This is a genomic window from Pseudomonas aylmerensis (genome assembly GCF_001702265.1).
Taxonomy (GTDB): Bacteria; Pseudomonadota; Gammaproteobacteria; order Pseudomonadales; family Pseudomonadaceae; genus Aquipseudomonas; species Aquipseudomonas aylmerensis.
In genome coordinates, this window is the sequence record NZ_MAUE01000029.1 from 69,178 (window position 1) to 86,232 (window position 17,055).

At 62.7% G+C, this 17,055-nt stretch carries 19 protein-coding genes; 9 read left to right on the plus strand and 10 right to left on the minus strand.

Going from position 1 to position 17,055, the window contains the following annotated elements; translation table 11 throughout:
* Window positions 1–2: 2 nt before the first annotated feature.
* Window positions 3–1,160 (minus strand): efflux RND transporter periplasmic adaptor subunit, encoded by a 1,158-nt coding sequence (locus BBG20_RS20615; RefSeq protein WP_065906558.1) that lies wholly within the window; start codon window positions 1,158–1,160, stop codon window positions 3–5.
* A 289-nt stretch (window positions 1,161–1,449) separates the two neighbouring features.
* Between BBG20_RS20615 and BBG20_RS20620 the strand changes: the two genes are divergently transcribed.
* Both BBG20_RS20620 and BBG20_RS20625 read left to right on the plus strand, forming a co-directional pair.
* Window positions 1,450–2,151 carry a response regulator transcription factor gene (locus BBG20_RS20620; RefSeq protein WP_065906561.1) on the plus strand — a complete coding sequence of 234 codons (702 nt, stop codon included), beginning with the start codon at window positions 1,450–1,452 and terminating at the stop codon, window positions 2,149–2,151.
* Window positions 2,152–2,154: 3 nt separating this feature from the next.
* Window positions 2,155–3,456, plus strand: a complete 1,302-nt coding sequence (locus BBG20_RS20625) for an ATP-binding protein (protein ID WP_065906567.1) — start codon at window positions 2,155–2,157, stop codon at window positions 3,454–3,456.
* Here the strand turns inward: BBG20_RS20625 and BBG20_RS20630 are convergent, their stop codons facing one another.
* The 3 genes from BBG20_RS20630 to BBG20_RS20640 form a co-directional block, all read right to left on the minus strand.
* On the minus strand, window positions 3,457–4,131 hold the full coding sequence (locus BBG20_RS20630) for an anti-sigma factor (RefSeq protein WP_065906569.1): 675 nt from the start codon (window positions 4,129–4,131) through the stop codon (window positions 3,457–3,459).
* Window positions 4,128–4,658 carry a sigma-70 family RNA polymerase sigma factor gene (locus BBG20_RS20635; RefSeq protein WP_065906577.1) on the minus strand — a complete coding sequence of 177 codons (531 nt, stop codon included), beginning with the start codon at window positions 4,656–4,658 and terminating at the stop codon, window positions 4,128–4,130. The genes BBG20_RS20630 and BBG20_RS20635 overlap by 4 nt, the downstream gene beginning before the upstream one ends.
* A gap of 111 nt (window positions 4,659–4,769) precedes the next feature.
* Window positions 4,770–5,291, minus strand: a complete 522-nt coding sequence (locus BBG20_RS20640) for a DUF3455 domain-containing protein (protein WP_065906578.1) — start codon at window positions 5,289–5,291, stop codon at window positions 4,770–4,772.
* A 137-nt stretch (window positions 5,292–5,428) separates the two neighbouring features.
* Between BBG20_RS20640 and BBG20_RS20645 the strand changes: the two genes are divergently transcribed.
* The gene (locus BBG20_RS20645) at window positions 5,429–6,199 is read left to right on the plus strand and encodes a class I SAM-dependent methyltransferase (RefSeq protein WP_065906579.1); all 771 of its coding nucleotides are present in this window, start codon (window positions 5,429–5,431) and stop codon (window positions 6,197–6,199) included.
* Between the two features lie 91 nt (window positions 6,200–6,290).
* A complete protein-coding gene (locus BBG20_RS20650) occupies window positions 6,291–7,076 on the plus strand; it encodes a sulfite exporter TauE/SafE family protein (protein ID WP_065906582.1) in 786 nt (261 codons plus the stop codon).
* A gap of 68 nt (window positions 7,077–7,144) precedes the next feature.
* On the opposite strand, the gene BBG20_RS20655 is transcribed toward BBG20_RS20650, so the two are convergent.
* Window positions 7,145–8,383: an acyl-CoA dehydrogenase family protein gene (locus BBG20_RS20655; RefSeq protein ID WP_065906584.1), complete on the minus strand. Its 1,239-nt coding sequence runs from the start codon at window positions 8,381–8,383 to the stop codon at window positions 7,145–7,147.
* A 268-nt stretch (window positions 8,384–8,651) separates the two neighbouring features.
* On the opposite strand from BBG20_RS20655, the gene sfnG reads away from it, so the two are divergent.
* Entirely contained in the window at window positions 8,652–9,737 is a 1,086-nt protein-coding gene (gene sfnG / locus BBG20_RS20660) for a dimethylsulfone monooxygenase SfnG (RefSeq protein WP_065906585.1), read from the plus strand.
* Here the strand turns inward: sfnG and BBG20_RS20665 are convergent.
* Entirely contained in the window at window positions 9,721–10,836 is a 1,116-nt protein-coding gene (locus BBG20_RS20665) for a peptidase C39 family protein (RefSeq protein WP_065906587.1), read from the minus strand. The genes sfnG and BBG20_RS20665 overlap by 17 nt on opposite strands.
* A gap of 94 nt (window positions 10,837–10,930) precedes the next feature.
* Here BBG20_RS20665 and BBG20_RS20670 point away from each other — a divergent pair, with 94 nt between their 5' ends.
* Together BBG20_RS20670 and BBG20_RS20675 are read left to right on the plus strand one after the other, a co-directional pair.
* Window positions 10,931–12,517 (plus strand): RimK family protein, encoded by a 1,587-nt coding sequence (locus BBG20_RS20670; protein ID WP_065906589.1) that lies wholly within the window; start codon window positions 10,931–10,933, stop codon window positions 12,515–12,517.
* Between the two features lie 6 nt (window positions 12,518–12,523).
* Complete coding sequence (locus BBG20_RS20675; RefSeq protein WP_065906591.1) at window positions 12,524–13,456, plus strand: magnesium transporter CorA family protein; 933 nt, start codon at window positions 12,524–12,526, stop codon at window positions 13,454–13,456.
* An 84-nt stretch (window positions 13,457–13,540) separates the two neighbouring features.
* On the opposite strand, the gene map is transcribed toward BBG20_RS20675, so the two are convergent.
* Together map and BBG20_RS20685 are read right to left on the minus strand one after the other, a co-directional pair.
* Window positions 13,541–14,302, minus strand: a complete 762-nt coding sequence (gene map, locus BBG20_RS20680) for a type I methionyl aminopeptidase (RefSeq protein ID WP_065906593.1) — start codon at window positions 14,300–14,302, stop codon at window positions 13,541–13,543.
* The gene (locus BBG20_RS20685) at window positions 14,302–14,502 is read right to left on the minus strand and encodes a ParD-like family protein (RefSeq protein ID WP_027606410.1); all 201 of its coding nucleotides are present in this window, start codon (window positions 14,500–14,502) and stop codon (window positions 14,302–14,304) included. Before BBG20_RS20685 ends, map begins: the two co-directional genes overlap by 1 nt.
* 251 nt (window positions 14,503–14,753) lie before the next feature.
* Between BBG20_RS20685 and ilvA the strand changes: the two genes are divergently transcribed.
* The gene (ilvA, locus tag BBG20_RS20690) at window positions 14,754–15,776 is read left to right on the plus strand and encodes a threonine ammonia-lyase, biosynthetic (protein WP_083221451.1); all 1,023 of its coding nucleotides are present in this window, start codon (window positions 14,754–14,756) and stop codon (window positions 15,774–15,776) included.
* Window positions 15,777–16,009: 233 nt separating this feature from the next.
* Entirely contained in the window at window positions 16,010–16,279 is a 270-nt protein-coding gene (locus tag BBG20_RS20695) for a DUF1652 domain-containing protein (protein WP_065906595.1), read from the plus strand.
* Here BBG20_RS20695 and BBG20_RS20700 read toward each other — a convergent pair.
* Together BBG20_RS20700 and BBG20_RS20705 are read right to left on the minus strand one after the other, a co-directional pair.
* Entirely contained in the window at window positions 16,276–16,674 is a 399-nt protein-coding gene (locus BBG20_RS20700) for a hypothetical protein (RefSeq protein WP_065906597.1), read from the minus strand. The two genes, BBG20_RS20695 and BBG20_RS20700, sit on opposite strands and share 4 nt — an antisense overlap.
* Before the next feature lie 78 nt (window positions 16,675–16,752).
* Window positions 16,753–17,022, minus strand: a complete 270-nt coding sequence (locus BBG20_RS20705; protein WP_065906599.1) for a DUF2790 domain-containing protein — start codon at window positions 17,020–17,022, stop codon at window positions 16,753–16,755.
* Window positions 17,023–17,055: the final 33 nt, after the last annotated feature.

Here is a 17,055-nt window from a genome sequence, read left to right on the forward strand (position 1 = left end):
CCTTATTGGCCGGGTGCCTGGGCGAGCGGCACGGGGCTGTCATCCACCTGGACTTTTTCACCGGGGCGCGCGTGTTGCAGGCCTTCGACGACGATGCGGTCACCGGGCTTGAGGCCGCTGCTGACGATCCAGCGGTCCTCGACCACCGCACCCAGCTCCACCGGTTGCTGGCTCACGGTTTGCTCGGCGTCCAGCAGCAGCACCATGGGAATGCCGGCGCTGTCGCGGACGATGGCGCGTTGCGGCACGCTGATGCCTTGTTTATCGACGGCCTGCTCCAGGCGCACGCGCACAAAGCTGCCAGGGAGCAAATCGAGGTCCGGGTTGGGGAATTCGCTGCGCAGGATGATCTGCCCGGTGCCGGGGTCGACGCTGATTTCGGCGAACAGCAATTTGCCCGGCAGTGGGTAGAGGCTGCCATCGTCCTGGATAAGAGTGGCCTTGGCCTGGTCCTGGCCGACCTGCTTCAGGCTGCCGGCGCGGAAGGCGCGCCGCAGGTCGTTCAGTTCGCGGGTGGACTGGGTCAGGTCGGCGTGGATCGGGTCCAGTTGCTGGATGATCGCCAGGGGCGTGGCCTCGTTCTGGCCGACCAGTGCGCCTTCGGTGACCAGCGCGCGGCCGATGCGCCCGGAAATCGGCGCCGTCACGGTGGCGTAGCCCAGGTTCAGCTTGGCGCGCTCGACGGCCGCCTTGTTGGCGGCGACTTCGGCGTTGGTCTGGCGCACGGCGGCCCGGGCGTTGTCGTAGTCCTGGCCGCTGATGGCGTTGCCTTCGACCAGTTGGCTGTAGCGCTGCTCCTGCAGGCGCGCCTGGAACGCATTGGCCTCGGCCTTGCTCAGGTTGGCCTGGGCGCTGTCGAGGTCAGCCTTGAACGGCGCCGGGTCAATGCGAAACAGCACGTCGCCCTGTTTGACGTCGTGACCTTCCTTGAACACCCGCTGCATCACCACACCGGCTACCCGCGCGCGCACTTCGGCGATGCGCGGTGCGGCGATGCGCCCGCTCAGCTCGCTGCTGATGGACAGGGGCTTGGCCTGCAGGGTTTCAATGCGAACTTTGGCCAGCGGCATTTCCGGCGCTTGCGTGGCCGACTTGTCGCAGGCACTCAGTGCCAGCGTCAGGGCCAGCAGGCAAAACGGCGCAAACAGATTCTTTGACATGCTCTTATCCCAATATTGACTGGCGCATCCTAAGGTCACCTGCGCCGTGGTGCTGTGAAGCTGTGTAGGTGGTCTGTGAAGAAATGTAAGGTGCGACCCATAGTCGGCAGAGGGCGTATATCCTTGCACAATCCTGCAAGCACTGGAGATCCCATGTGGGAGGGGGCTTGCCCCAGATCGCGGTGTATCAGTCGAAACAGCCTTCACTGACCCACCGCTGTCGGCGGCAAGCCCCCTCCCACATGGGATTTGTGTACGACCAATAACTGTATTTTCTGGAAACACCTTTATGCCCAACATCCTCCTGGTGGAAGACGACGCCGCACTCTCCGAGCTGATTGCCAGCTACCTGGAGCGCAATGGCTACCACGTCAGCGTGCTCAGCCGTGGCGACCACGTGCGTGAGCGCGCGCGGCTCAACCCGCCGGACCTGGTGATCCTCGACCTGATGCTGCCGGGCCTCGACGGCCTGCAAGTCTGCCGCCTGCTGCGCGCCGACTCGGCGGGCTTGCCGATTCTGATGCTCACCGCCCGCGATGACAGCCACGACCAGGTGCTTGGCCTCGAAATGGGTGCCGACGACTATGTGACCAAACCCTGCGAGCCACGCGTGCTGCTGGCGCGGGTGCGCACCTTGCTGCGGCGCAGCAGTTTGTCCGAACCCCAGGTGGCCAATGACCAGATCCTCATGGGCAACCTGTGCATCGACCTGTCGGAGCGCACCGTGACCTGGCGCGAGCAGGCGGTGGAGTTGTCCAGCGGCGAGTACAACCTGCTGGTGGTGCTCGCCCGGCATGCCGGCGAGGTGCTCAGCCGCGACCAGATCCTGCAACGCCTGCGCGGTATCGAGTTCAACGGCACCGACCGCTCGGTGGACGTGGCCATTTCCAAGCTGCGCCGCAAGTTCGACGACCACGCCGGCGAAGCGCGCAAGATCAAGACGGTGTGGGGCAAGGGCTACCTGTTCAGTCGTTCCGAGTGGGAATGCTGATCCATGTTTCGTGTACTGCTGCGCCTCTCCCTGATCATCATCATCACCTACAGCGCGGCAATCTTCTTGATTCCCAAGCTGGTGATCCAACTGTTCGAGCATCGCTACCTCGACTACAACGTCGAGCAGTCGCGGGGCATGCAAAAGCTGATCGTCAAGCAGTACCTGCGCGCACCGGTGGAGCGCTGGTCGCAGGTCACCGAACAACTGGACCGCGACTTCGCGCCGCTGAAAGTGCAGTTGCTGCTGCGTCAGGACGCGCGCTACACCCCGGCGGAGGCCTTGCAGTTGGCGCAGGGCAAGCCGGTGATCCGCCTCGGGGAGTGGGGTTGGATGGAGGAGGTCAGCTCACCGATTAACGACCAGTTCGTGGTCAAGCTGACCATCCCTCCCGATTCGCTGGACATGAACCTGCTGTACTGGTCGATGAACGTGTTGATCGGCATCGCGCTGCTGGCGTGCCTGCTGGTCTGGCTGCGCCCGCACTGGCGTGACCTGGAGCGCCTGAAAAGCACGGCCACCCAACTCGGTCGCGGCAACCTGAGCGCGCGCACCGGGATTGCCCCCAGCTCCAACATCGGCAGCCTGGCCTCGGTCTTCGACACCATGGCCGGCGACATCGAGCACCTGCTCAACCAGCAGCGCGACCTGCTCAACGCCGTCTCCCACGAATTGCGCACACCGCTGACACGCCTGGACTTCGGCCTCGCCCTGGCGCTCTCCGAAGACCTGCCCGATGCCAGCCGCGAGCGCCTGCAAAGCCTGGTGGCGCATATTCGCGAGCTGGATGAACTGGTGCTGGAATTGCTGTCCTACAGCCGCCTGCAAAACCCGGCGCAATTGCCTGAACGCGTCGAGGTGGTGCTCGACGAATTTATCGACAGCGTGCTCGGCAGTGTCGATGACGAGTTGGAAAACCCCGAAATCGTTATTGATGTAGCACTCGATTGCGCCGTGGAGCGCTTCAGCCTCGACCCGCGCCTCACCGCCCGTGCCTTGCAGAACCTGCTGCGCAACGCCACGCGTTACTGCGAAAAACGCATCCAGGTCGGGGTCAAGGTCTGCCCCAAGGGCTGTGAGATCTGGGTGGACGACGACGGCATCGGCATTCCGTTGGACCAGCGCGAGCGCATCTTCGAACCGTTCTACCGCCTCGACCGCAGCCGCGACCGCGCCACCGGCGGCTTCGGCCTGGGCCTGGCGATCAGCCGGCGCGCCCTCGAAGCCCAGGGCGGCACGTTAACCGCGCAGGCCTCGCCACTGGGCGGTGCCCGGTTTCGCGTGTGGCTGCCCTGCGTCGCCTGATCAGAGCACTTTGACCGCGCGGCCGATTGCCTGGATCGGCCCCGTGGGTTTGCCGGTGGGTGAGCCGCTCGGGGCTTCGAGGGTCAGCTCGAACAGCTGGTTTGGCGTCAGCGGCGGCAGCTTGTCCAGCGGCACCGAGAGGGTCTGTCCCGGCTTGACCAGGCCCAGGGACACCGGCCCTTGCCAGCCGTCGCCTTTGGTCCAGAACTGCAGGGCCTTGTCGGCCGGGACTTCCATCACCCCCAATGGAATCAACTGAATCTGCTGATTGTGGCTGGCCTGGATCACCCAGCCCGGCGCCTGGCTCTGTGGCGCCACCAGCACCACCACGAAGCTCGGCGCGGCGCCGGGTGGGCGGGTCAGCAGCAACGCAGACAGCACCAGGCTCGCCAGCAGGCCGGCACCGGCAAGGCCGCGCCACACGGCCAGCAGGTTCCACCACGGCACGCCGCTGGCGGCGGGGGCGAGGGTGCGCTCGATGCGCCGCCACAGGTGAGGCGAGGGCGGCACCGGTTCTGCCAGGGCTGTCAGGGGTAATAGCCGTTGCTCCCAGGCATCCACCGCGGCCTGCAGTTCGGCATCGTGCGGCAGGCGGCGGTCCACCTCGGCACGCTGCTCGATGGGCAGGGTGCCGAGCACGTATTCGCTGGCCAGTTCGTCGAGTGTTTCGTTCATGCCATGCACTCCCGCAACGCGGTGAGGCTACGTTTGATCCAGGCTTTGACAGTGCCCAATGGGGTGCCCAGTTTTTGCGCGATTTCGCTGTGGGAATAACCGTCGACATAGGCATGCAGGATGCAGGTGCGACGGGCCGGGTCGAGTTGCTCCAGGCAGGTGTGCATCTGCCCCGAGCGCGCGGGAAATTCAAAGGTCACGGTGTCGGCGGCGAGCTGTTCGTGTTCCTCGCCCAGCGCCACCTCGCGATGCTGGTTGCGCACGTGGTTGAGCGCCAGGTGGCGGGTCACGCTGAATACCCAGCCGCGTGCCGAGCCGCGCACGGGGTCGAAACTGCCGGCGCCGCGCCAGATCCTGATAAACGCGTCGTGCACGATGTCTTCGGCCAGGGCCTTGTCCCGCACGATGCGCAATGCGACGCCGAGCAAACGGCTGCTGTCCTGCTCATACAACTGGCGCAGGGCGCGTTGGTCGCCCCGGGCACAGGCCGAGAGGCAGGCTGGGTAATCAAAGAGGGTCTCAGGCAAAACGTTGTATTCCTGGCACTGAATTAACCACCGCCACGGCCCCTGTGTGGCGAGCAAGCGTGCTCGCCACGACACGCCGGCGCCCACAGGGGGCAGCGTAGCTGACTTTGCTCAGCTGGCGGACCAGAAAATGTAATCGGCCTGGTAGCTCACCACCGCCTGCTCACCCTTGTTGGCGGCGCTGCACGCGGTACTCGGGGCAACACCCCCTTTGAGCCCGACCCGCTGGATGTAGCTCACGCCGCTCATCGCGCCCTTGCCTTCGGCCGGGTTGGCCTTGACCAGTTGATAGGGCAGGTTGCCGGCACCCGACGGCGCCACGGCGAGCTGGGTGCCGGTGATTTTCGAACCGTCCTTGGCCTGCCAGGTGGCCGGTGGGCCGAAATAGGTGCCGACGGGCTTGCCGCTGCGATCATTGAGCACGGCCTTGGGGCCGACGAAGGTCCACTCGGTCTGGCCGGCGGCATTGGGCTTGTCGCGGCACTCGTAGGTGATTTCGCCAACGCCGGTGGTTTCCAGCGCGACCTTGTGGCCCGCCGGCACTTTGATGCTGTCGGGCAGGCCGGACTGGGCAAAAGCGGCGGGGGCGGCGAACAACAAGCCGGTGAGGCAGAGCAGTGTTTTAGCGTTCATCGGTGCTTCTCCATTCAGTCAAACAGCGGGGGTACTGGAAGGACTACCCATGACGCGCACGATTGGATGCAGCGATTAGAAAATAAAGTCATGAAGGCGCACACTGTGTCCCCGCTTTATCCGAGGAGAGATTGGCAATGACTGGTGTCCACGCGTCTGCTCAACAAGGTTTCTCCACCCAGGCCGTCACCTACGCCCAGGGCCGGCCGGATTATCCACGGCAACTGACCGGCTGGCTCACGGAGGCGCTCGGCGTTGACGCGCAGTCAACTGTCATCGACCTGGGCGCCGGCACCGGCAAATTCACGCGTTTGCTCAGCACCCTGGCGCCGACCCTGATCGCCGTCGAACCGGTGCAGGCGATGGGCGCGCAGTTGAGCAAGCTGTTGCCGGACGTGCGCCTGGTCGACGGTACCGCCGACTCCATGCCCCTGGCCGCCGCCAGTGCCGACGCGGTGGTCTGCGCCCAGGCGTTCCACTGGTTCTCGACCCAGGCGGCGCTGCAGGAGATCCACCGTGTACTCAAACCCGCGGGCCGGCTGGGACTGGTGTGGAATGTGCGCGATGAGTCGGTGGCCTGGGTCGCGGCAATCACCGCTATCATCACGCCTTACGAGGGCGATACGCCGCGCTTTCATACCGGGCGCTGGCGCGAAGCCTTTACCGGCGAGCTTTTTTCCGCGCCTGAACTTAGCTGTTTCCCGTATAGCCATGTCGGCAGCCCTCAAGAGGTGATCATGGATCGCTTCCTCTCGGTGAGCTTTATCGCTGCGCTGCCAGACGCGGAAAAGGCCAAGGTGACCGCGCAGTTGCAGGACTTGATCGACACCCATCCGGACCTGCGCGGGCGCGACACCGTGGCCTTCCCGTACCAGACTCAGGCGTACGTCTGCCGTCGATTGAGCTAAAAGGCATAAAGTCAGATCATATTGATATAAGTCGTTATAAGAAAAATCGCTATCCTGCGGCCAGAAATTTATAAGGCCGCGGGAAGTTGTAATGGATGTGGGTAATGTTGGTTTTGTAGTCGCGGGCCTGATCGTTGGTTTTATCGTGGGCATGACCGGCGTGGGCGGGGGCTCGTTGATGACGCCGATCCTGTTGTGGTTCGGCATCAATCCGGCCACGGCGGTCGGCACTGACTTGTTGTACGCCGCGATCACCAAGTCCGGTGGCGTGCTGGTACACAGCAAGAACAAGAACATCGACTGGACCATCACCGGCTGGCTGACCCTGGGCAGCGTGCCTGCCGTGTTGCTGACCTTGTGGTTCCTCGCCAGCCTGCACACTGACCCCAGCGCCATGAACGCGGTGATCAAGCAGGCCCTCGGCGTGGTGCTGCTGCTGACGGCCCTGGCGATCCTGTTCAAGAAAAGCCTGCTGGCCTTCGCCCAGCGCCATGCCGGCGATGGCTACCACATGAACCCGCGCAACCTGAATGCGTTGACGGTGGTGACCGGTGCCGTGCTGGGCACCATGGTCGCGCTGACCTCCATCGGCGCCGGCGCACTCGGCACCGTCGCGTTGTTCATCCTCTATCCGTTCCTGGCCACCCGCCGCCTGGTGGGCACCGAGATCGCCCACGCCGTGCCCCTGACCCTGGTGGCGGGCCTGGGCCACGCCGGCATGGGCAATATGGACTGGCACCTGCTGGGCTTTTTGCTGATGGGCTCGCTGCCGGGCATTTACCTGGGCAGCCACATGACCGGCAAAGTCCCGGACGGCGTATTGCGCCCGTGCCTGGCGATCATGTTGATGACCATCGGTTACAAACTGGCCTTTTAAGACATAACAGGGTCCAAAGGTGAGAGGGGGCAAGCCCCTCCCACATGCTGACTGCGATCAACCTTGATTCAGGCTTTCGCCGGCCCATTGCCGATCTGCCACACAAACGGCGGCTCGGTCGCATTGATCACCCAGTCGCCGACGATCCGCGCCTTGTAGATCACCGGGTTGTGCGACGACACCGTGCGCGCATTGCGCCAGTGGCGGTCCAGGGACTTGCCCTGGCGCACATCAGACGCCCCCAGCGCATTGAACAGTTCGCTGGTGGCGCGCTGGATCAATTCCGACACCACCACCTGCGCCGTGGCCGACTCGATCTCGGCGGCCAGATTGGCCGCGTGCTCAGCCGCATCATCGCCGCCAAACCGTGCCAGGTAAGCCTGTTGCGCCGGCGCTGCGGCTTTCAACGCGCTGGCTTCGGCGGCATACACCAGCGCCGCGACTTCACCCACCACCTGCTGGACCTGTGCATCCTGGCTGACATGCGGCGCATTGCCGTGGCTGTAGATGCGTTTGCGGCTGCGCACCTGATGGGCGACATCGCGCAACGCGGCGCGGCCGATACCGGCGAGGCTGGCGAGCAGCACCAACTGGTAGAACGCGGTCTGGTATTTGAAGCGGGTAGCGAAGTCGATGACGTTGTCCGCCTCCACCACCGCATCGGTAAAGCGCGAGGTGCCGCTGCCGGTGGTGCGTTGGCCGAAACCGTCCCAATCATCGCTGTGCACCACGCCGGGCTGGCGCGCGCGCGTGGCGGCGATCACATCGCCGCCGGTGTCGCTGCGTTGGGCGTACACGTCGATCCAATCAGCGAAAATGCTGCCGGTGCTGTAGAACTTTTCGCCGTTGAGCTTCCAGTTATCGCCATCCGGGCTGACCTGGGTGACCACCTCACCGATGGCCACGGCGCCGATTTCAGTCCAGGCGCAACCGACGATATCGCCGTCGACAAAGCGCTTGAACCACAGGTCGCGGCCGGCACTCGGGGCGGCGTTGAGGCGATCTTCGGCAAACGCGAAATGCCCGCGCAGGGCCTGGGGCACGTTGGAGTCGGCTTCAGCCAGCTCGATCAGCAATTCGAACAACTGCGGCAGGGACGCGCCGCCACCGCCGTATTCCACCGGCACCCGCACTGCGCCGAAACCGGCGTGTTTGAGCCACTGGATCGGTTCATGGGGCAGGGTGCGGGTTTGCTCGCGCTCCACCGCACCCGCAGCGATACGCTGGAAAATCGGGCGAAAGCGCGCGGCGAGGGTGGTGTAGTCGACGCCGGTGGACAGCGGGTTGATGACGTGTTGTTCGGTCATGGGCAAAAGCTCCAGGGCAGTGATCAATGCCAAGGGTGATTGCACACTCCGTGCCGGGTGCCTGGGCCCATGTTTACGCGGGAGATGCTGCGCCAGCTGTTGCCCCAGCAACAGTGAACCGACAAACCGCCACGATCCGTGACAGGCGTCTTCGCCTGATCGCCGGCCGGGTTTTCCGCCGTAGCCCGCACGGCGCGTGCGTTTGCCCACGGCTGGCACGCTTGCTGCTCAACCCCTCGGTACATCCCTGTGTGCGAGGTAGTGATCGATGAGTCAGCAAGCCGTGAAATTTGCCTATTGGGTGCCCAACGTCAGCGGTGGGCTGGTGGTGAGCAAGATCGAACAGCGCACCCATTGGGGCATCGACTACAACCGCAAACTGGCGCAACTGGCCGAAGCCGCCGGCTTCGAATATGGCCTGACGCAGATTCGCTTCACCGCCGGCTACGGCGCTGAGAACCAGCATGAGTCCGTGGCGTTCAGCCACGCGCTGCTGGCGGCGACCACCACGCTCAAAGTGATTGCCGCGATCCTGCCCGGCCCATGGCAACCAGCGCTGGCGGCCAAGCAACTGGCAACCATTGACCAGCTCACCAACGGCCGCATCGCGGTGAACATCGTCAGTGGCTGGTTCAAGGGTGAGTTCCAGGCCATCGGCGAACACTGGCTGGAACACGACGAGCGTTATCGTCGCTCCGAGGAATTCATCCGTGCCCTCAAGGGCATCTGGACCCAGGACAACTTCACCTTCAAGGGCGACTTCTATCGCTTCAACCAATACACCCTCAAGCCCAAGCCGCTGGGCCACCCGGAAGTGTTCCAGGGCGGCAGTTCGCGGGCGGCGCGCGACATGGCGGCGCGGGTGTCGGACTGGTACTTCACCAACGGCAACACCCCGGAAGGCATCAAGGCCCAGGTCGATGACATTCGCGCCAAGGCCGCTGCGAACAACCATTCGGTCAAGGTCGGCGTCAACGCCTTCATCATCGCCCGGGATACCGAGGAAGAAGCCCGCGCCGTGCTCGCGGAAATCATCGACAAGGCCGATCCGGAGGCGGTGAATGCGTTCGGCGACGCGGCCCGGCAGGCCGGCAAGGCTTCCCCCGAAGGCGAGGGCAACTGGGCCAAGTCCAGCTTCGAAGACCTGGTGCAGTACAACGACGGCTTCAAGACCAACCTGATCGGCACCCCGCAGCAGATCGCCGAGCGCATCGTCGCACTCAAGGCCGTGGGCGTGGACCTGGTACTGGCCGGCTTCCTGCACTTCCAGGAAGAGGTCGAGTACTTCGGCCAGCGCGTGTTGCCACTGGTGCGCGAGCTGGAGGCCAAGGCCGCGATCAAGCAGGTGGCCTGAGCATTCCCCGGGTGAAGACCACCACCGCCGCGCGCAGCTTGTTATTGCCAAAGCGGCACATGCGCTCGAACTCTGCATGGCTGACTGGCAGGTGCTGGCAGTCCAGGGGCTGGCGGTGCTGGCTGTGATCCACATCCGGGTCGTGCAGGTAGACGAAGTCGTCGTCGCAGTCGGTGACGATCACCCAATGCGGGGATTTCGAGCGGGTGAGGCGGTAGCTGCTGATCAACACCAGCGGCTGTCCGCCCTCCTGCAACAGCCGTGGCAAGTCCAGGGCGCCGCCGAAAACCTGCTCGACGTCGCTGCCTGCCAACTCTTCCTCAAACGCGGCATGCACCACGCGCATGACGTCCTTTTTATGCGGATCGCGTACGCCATCCAGAAACAACGGCCCGCGCACATTCACCTGCATCCGCACCCGAAAGTCCCGACGCCACGCCGCCAGAGCCAGGCCTTGCGGGCTGCAGCCGCCATGGCCGGCAGTCATGAACACGGTGGTCGCTTCCCGCCAGATCTGCAGCTCTTCGCGGCGCAGGGCCGGGCGCTCCGGGACCAGCGCGCCCATGGCCATCAACAGGCAGGCGGCGCCACAGGTGAAGTCGGTGGTCTGTTGGTAATACGGCACGCTGTGCGAGCGCGCATCCTGGTGCTGCAGGATGCGTTTTTCCAGGCGCAGGGCCGGGCTGTGGTCTTCGTAGTAGTCGTTGATCAGGGCAAAGCGGCGGTAGCCGTTGCGTTCATACAGGGCGAGGGCGCCGGGGTTGTCGGTGCGCACTTCCAGGCGCAGGTAGGCGCAGTCGTGTTCCACTGCGCAGGCCTCGATGCGGCTCAGCAGCTGTTTGCCCAGGCCCATGCCGCGCGCGTGCTCGGCGATGGCGATGGAGTACAGCCGTGCCAGCGAGGTGCCACGGTGGAACAGCACCAGCGCATAGCCGAGCAATTGCCCGTCCTGTTCCGCCACCAGCAACCGGCCATGGGCGCGGCTGACCATCCAGTGGAAACTGCGCGGTGACAGCCGGTCAGTGGTGAAACAGTGCTGTTCCAGTGCCACTAATTCAGGCACGTCCTCGGGGGCTGCAACGCGAAAGAAAAGAGCCATATGACCGCCGTAAAAGTTGCGTAACGAAACGGGACTTCTCTAAAAGATCGTGCTTAATAGAAAAGGTCGAGTTCTCTAAAGCGGATCAAATATTATGTCGGCGGTACAAGGTCATTGGCGTGAAGTATCCGAGCAAACTGTCGCGGCGACAATAACCAATAAGGGTTATTTTTCCGCACCTCCCAAGGGCGCCAGTCAAGTTGTGATCATTGTCGAGCGCAAGGAAGACTGGGCCTCCTACTTCCCCAGCGAAGACATCGTCACCGCGCAGGAATACCTGGAGCAAACCCGCGAAAGCGAGACCGGCAAGCGTGTGCAGGTGATCAACCTGTGCCGCAGCTACAAGTACCTGGGGCACGGCTACTACTGTTCGTTGCTGGCCGAAGCGCGCGGGCACAAGGTGATTCCGTCGGTGCGCACCATCAGCGAGCTGACCAAGAAGTCACTCTACGGCCTGGCGCTGGATGACCTGGATAAAACCCTCGATAAAGCCTTGAGTCATCATCTTTACAGCAATACCGAAGGCTTTACCCTGACCCTTTACTTTGGTCGAACCAATATTGAACCGTTGCAGGAGTTGGCCCGCCAGTTGTTTGAAGCGTTCCCGTGCCCGATCCTGTTAGTTGAGTTCAGAAAGAACAACGGCTGGCACATTGAAGGGGTCAAGTCCGGCGTACTGCACAAGTTGCGTGATGACCAGGAAGATCAATTCGCCCACGCCCTCGACAACTTCAGCCGCAAGATCTGGCGCCAGCCCCGTTCACGTCGTCTGGCCCGTTATGACCTGGCGATTCTTCACGATCCCCAGGAGCAACTGCCGCCGTCCAATGCCAAGGCGCTGGAGAATTTCATCCGCGTGGGCAAGGGCCTGGGCATCGATGTGGAGTTGATCGAGCGCAAGGACTACTCGCGCCTGGCCGAATACGACGCCTTGCTGATCCGCGAGACTACAAGCGTCGACAACCACACCTACCGCTTCGCCAAGAAAGCCGAGAGCGAAGGGCTGGTGGTCATGGATGACCCGGCTTCGATCCTGCGCTGCACCAACAAGGTCTACCTCACCGACCTGCTCAACAGCCATCAACTGGGCATGCCCGCCACCGAGATTCTCTACAAGGAACGACCGGAAGATTTCGAACGGGTCGGCGAGCGCCTGGGTTTCCCGCTGGTGCTGAAGATCCCCGATGGCTGTTTCTCCCGGGGTGTGATCAAGGTCGAAAGCCAGGAAGCCTTGCTCAAGGCCACTGCCGAGCTGTTCGAGCATTCGGTGCTGCTGCTCGCCCAGGAGTTCTTCTACACCGAATACGACTGGCGCATCGGCGTGCTCAATCGCAAGCCGATCTTTGCCTGCCAGTACTTCATGTCCAAGGGCCATTGGCAGATCTACAACCACAAGGCCATTGGCTCGGACATCAACGGCGAGTGCCGCACCCTGGCGGTCCACGAAGCGCCCAAGGCGGTGGTGGAACTGGCGGTGAAGACCGCCAACCTGATCGGCGACGGGCTCTACGGCGTCGACCTCAAGCAGTCCGGCGACAAGGTGGTGGTGATTGAGGTCAACGACAATCCCAACCTGGATGCGGGCATCGAAGACGCCTATTTGCAGGACGACCTGTATGGCCTGGTGCTGGAGGAATTCGTGCGGCGCCTGGAGTTGAAACGCCAGGGCCAGGTCTGGTGAGTCGCGATGATCCAGCGTTTTGAGCTAATCAATGGAAAACTGCTGGGCGTGGACAGCGCCTCGGCCCCGATCCTGTTGTTCAACAACCCTGACCCGAGCGAGCGTGAATGGCTGCGTGACCATCACAAGCTGGATGAGCATGCACTCGCGTCGGCCCTGGACCCGGACGAGGTCTCGCGCATCGAGTTTCACCCCGACAACCTGTTCCTGATCTGGAAGCGTCCGGAGAACTATTCTGGCGGCGGCAACCTGGTATTCGAAGTGTCGTCCTGCGGCCTGCTGTTTTCACCCGGCCGGCTGCTGGTAATCGCCACCGATGAAACCCCGCTGAGCGGCCTGGGCCAGCGCCGGCCGTTGCACACGCCGCTCGACGTGTTGCTCGACCTGCTGCTCAACAACATCCACCACTACCTGGGCCACCTCAAGGTGATCAAGCTGGTCGCGCGCGAGTTGCAGCAGCAGTTCAACGCGTCCATGAGCAACCATCACCTGATGCAGATGTTCAGCCTCAGCGAAAGCCTGATCTATTACATCAACGCGCTGCACAGCAACGGCGCCGTGCTGTCGCGGCTGCGCAACCACGCGGAAAAAGAGCACTTCGGCGCGGAAATCCTCGGCCTGATCGATGACCTGATCATCGAGAACCATCAGTGCTACAAACAGGCCGAGATCTATTCCAATGTGTTTTCCGGGCTGATCGATGCGCGCGGCAACCTGATGAACAACAGCATGAACAACCTGTTGCGCAAGCTCACGCTGATCAACGTGGTGTTCTTGCCGCTCAATCTGATTGCCAGTGTGGGTGGGATGTCGGAGTTCAGCATGATGACGGCGGGTACGCCGTGGTGGGTGTCGTACCCGTTGTTCCTGGCTGCGATGGGGTTGGGGGCAGGCTTGATGGTGCTAGTGCTCAAGCGGATGGCGGGCGCGGCGATGTAAAGGTGGCGATGCATCAGGCACGCCTCTGCGCCTGGTTTGGGGCTGCTGCGCAGCCCAACGCGGGACAAGCCCGCTCGCCACAGGTTATTCGCCTGGCTGTGTTTGCAGGGTCAGCACTTCAAAGCCATCCGCCGTCACCGCCACGGTATGTTCCCACTGCGCCGACAGGCTGTTGTCCTTGGTCACCACCGTCCAGCCATCTTTCAGACTGCGCACCTTGGAACTGCCCTGGTTAAGCATCGGTTCGATGGTAAACACCATGCCTTCGCGCAGTTCCATGCCGGTGCCGGGGCGGCCGAAGTGCAGGATCTGCGGGTCCTCATGCATCTGCTTGCCGATGCCATGGCCGCAGTATTCACGCACCACGCTGTAGCCGTTGGCCTGCGCGTGACTCTGGATTGCATGGCCGATATCGCCCAGGCGTGCGCCTGGCTTGACCTGGCGGATGCCGGCCCACATCGCCTCAAAGGTCATTTCCACCAGGCGCCGCGCCTTGGGGGCGACGGTGCCGATCATGTACATCTTGCTGGAGTCGGCGATAAAGCCGCCTTTTTCCAGGGTGATGTCGATGTTGATGATGTCGCCGTCCTTGAGGATCTCCTTGGCGCTGGGCATGCCGTGGCACACCACCTCGTTGATCGAGGTGTTGATGGAGAACGGGTAGTCGTATTGCCCGAGGCTGGCGGGGCGGGCTTTCAGTTCGTTGCGGATGAAGGCCTCGACGGCGCTGTCCAGCTCCAGCGTGGAACGGCCGGCGCTGACAAACCCGTCGAGCATGTCGAACACTTTGGCCAGCAGGCGCCCGGATTCGCGCATGACAGCCAGTTGGGCGGTGGTCTTGATCATCAGCTGCGCCCCCGGATCAGGTCGGGCTTGTCCAGCAGCAGTTTGTTGATCAACTCGTGATAGGGCAGGCTGGGGTTCAGTTCGGCGAGCAGGCCGACTTTGATCCAGAACTCGGCCTGGGCGTTGATGGAGCGGTCCATGGCCGCACTGGCCAGGCGGAGTTGTTCGTGCAGTTGGTCGCTGATCTTGACGATGCCCATGGTCTTCACTGTGCTGGATTGATATACGAATCGTATATGTTTCGTATGCTTGAAGTAAACAGGATGTTGACTTGGTCCGGATGGCCGGTTAATTTCCTGGCATGACCTTCCAAGCCTTTCGCAGCCAGCCAAGCATTATTATTACCGCCATTCCTCATTTGGCGGGATAGCACACGGCTGCACCCAGACCCGCCCTTGAGGCGGGTTTTGTTTTTCCGTCTCCCGGGCTCTACACACACCAGGAGACACCCATGAGCAGCTGTCCCGTTCCTCCCCGCGCTGATGCAGGCCTGCTTGAACACTATGTGAAAAAGATCCTCGCCGCCCCGGTCTATGACCTGGCGGTGCGCACGCCCCTGCAAGCCGCGCCGGCGCTGTCGGCATTGCTCGGCAACCAGGTGCTGCTCAAGCGCGAAGACTTGCAGCCGACCTTCTCCTTCAAGATTCGCGGCGCCTACAACAAGCTCGTGCAACTGACCGCAGAGCAGAAGGCGCGGGGCGTGGTCACCGCGTCGGCGGGCAACCATGCCCAGGGGGTGGCGCTGGCGGCGCGTGAACTGGGGATCCGGGCGCGAATCGTGATGCCCGCGACGACGCCGGAATTGAAGGTGCTAGGCGTGCGCTCCCGGGGCGGCGAAGCGGTGTTGCACGGTGCCAGCTTTCCCTTTGCCCTGGCCCACGCGCTGCAACTGGCCGACGCCTGCGGGTATACCTTCGTGTCGCCCTTCGACGACCCGGACGTCATCGCCGGCCAAGGCACGGTGGCCATGGAGATCCTGCGCCAGCAGCAAGGGCCGCTGGACGCGATCTTCGTCCCGGTCGGCGGCGGCGGGCTGATTGCCGGAATCGCGGCCTACGTCAAATACCTGCGGCCCGAAGTGCGCATCATCGGCGTCGAGCCCGAAGGCTCCAGTTGCCTGTTGGCGGCCCTGCGCGCCGGTGAGCGCGTGGTGTTGCCGAGTGTCGACGGGTTTGCCGATGGCACGGCGGTCGCGCAGATCGGTGCGTTTGGTTTTGAAATCTGCCGGCAGTGGGTGGATGAAGTGATAATCGTGAGCAATGACCAACTGTGCAGCGCCATCAAGTTGATCTACGACGATACCCGCTCCATCACCGAGCCTTCCGGTGCCTTGGCGGTCGCGGGTATTCGCCAATACGTGTCAACGCGTGGCATAGCGGGGCAGACATTGGTAGCGGTTAATTCCGGCGCGAACATCAACTTCGATAGTTTGCGATATGTTGCTGAAAGAGTGGTCGCGCAAGGCGCAGTTTGATACCAGGCGTGGGGTTAAACGATTAATCGCAGCGGTTCGACGATTATTTCATCTGCCCGGCCAAGCTTATATAAGGGTGCTGGGTGCTTATGAGGAATGGTTACAACGAGACTGGATTTTGCCGAGTAGGCTGGTGATGGTAAGCGTCTTCCAGGGGCGGCAAGACGCGGCAGGCACACGCTTGCCAGACTAAAAACAATCGATTGGCAGTCTCAGAAAAGGAGAGGTTGGCCATGCTTTCGGAATTAGAACTTCGCAGTATTATCGAAGGAAGTTTCCTGCCTAAACGGTGCGAATGCACCAAAGCCGAAGATGCCTCGCTGACGATCAAGGTCTATGACGACCGCGACCGTGACCGGGTGGATTTGGAAGTCAAAGGTATCAACGCCGACAAGCTCGACAGCAGTCGAGCCTTGTGCAACCTGATCACCGGGTTGCGTGAAGACCTCAAGCACAGCCATGCACCCGCGCTGCAACGAGCAGGTGCGCGCAACCTGTACTAGATCGACGCTTGAGAGTGAGTGACCGAAGACCTGTGGGCCTGGATAAACGCCAGGCCCAATACGGTTTCCGTTGCCACCGCCAGCAGGATCCCAGGGCCTGCATTGCCATTGATCCACTCCCCGAACCCCAATACGGCCAGCACCAGGCAGCCGGCGATAAACCCGCTGGTCAGGGCGCGGCGTGTGTCTGAGGGTGGGGCAAGGCGAGCACGGTAGAACATGAGGCCGATGGACAGGAACAGCGCGGCATTGCGGCGCGACACCAGCCCGGTGGCGCTGGAATATTCGACACTCCATAACCACAGCAGCAGGTCAGGACGCAGGCCCCAGACAAGTGCAAGGGCGAAGCAGACCAGGGCGGTGAATGTTGCGAGAGAGCGGAAACTCAACTGCATGGCGAATCCCTTCAGCCGTATGACAAGCCCGCAAGACTACTCCTTCCTGTGCGGGCCTGTCCTGGGTCTTTCACCGGCTCAATTCTGGAAATCGCAGGCTTCGGACATTTTCCGATAGCTCACGTCTTCGACCTTGCCGGCCGTGTCCACAAACTTGATATCCGCCTTGATGACTTTGCAGTCATTGGTCTGGGCCTCATTCATGGCCAGCACCTTGGCGATGTTCATCGGCATGCCGTAGTGGTAGGGCACAGGGGTGACGGTCGCCGTTTGATCGGCAGCCTGGGCCAGGCCCGACACCGCCGCCAGCGCCAGCGCGCCGCCGAGCATTAAAGTGCGCAGTTTCATGGTGGTTCTCCGCAAGTGAGTACACTTTCACTC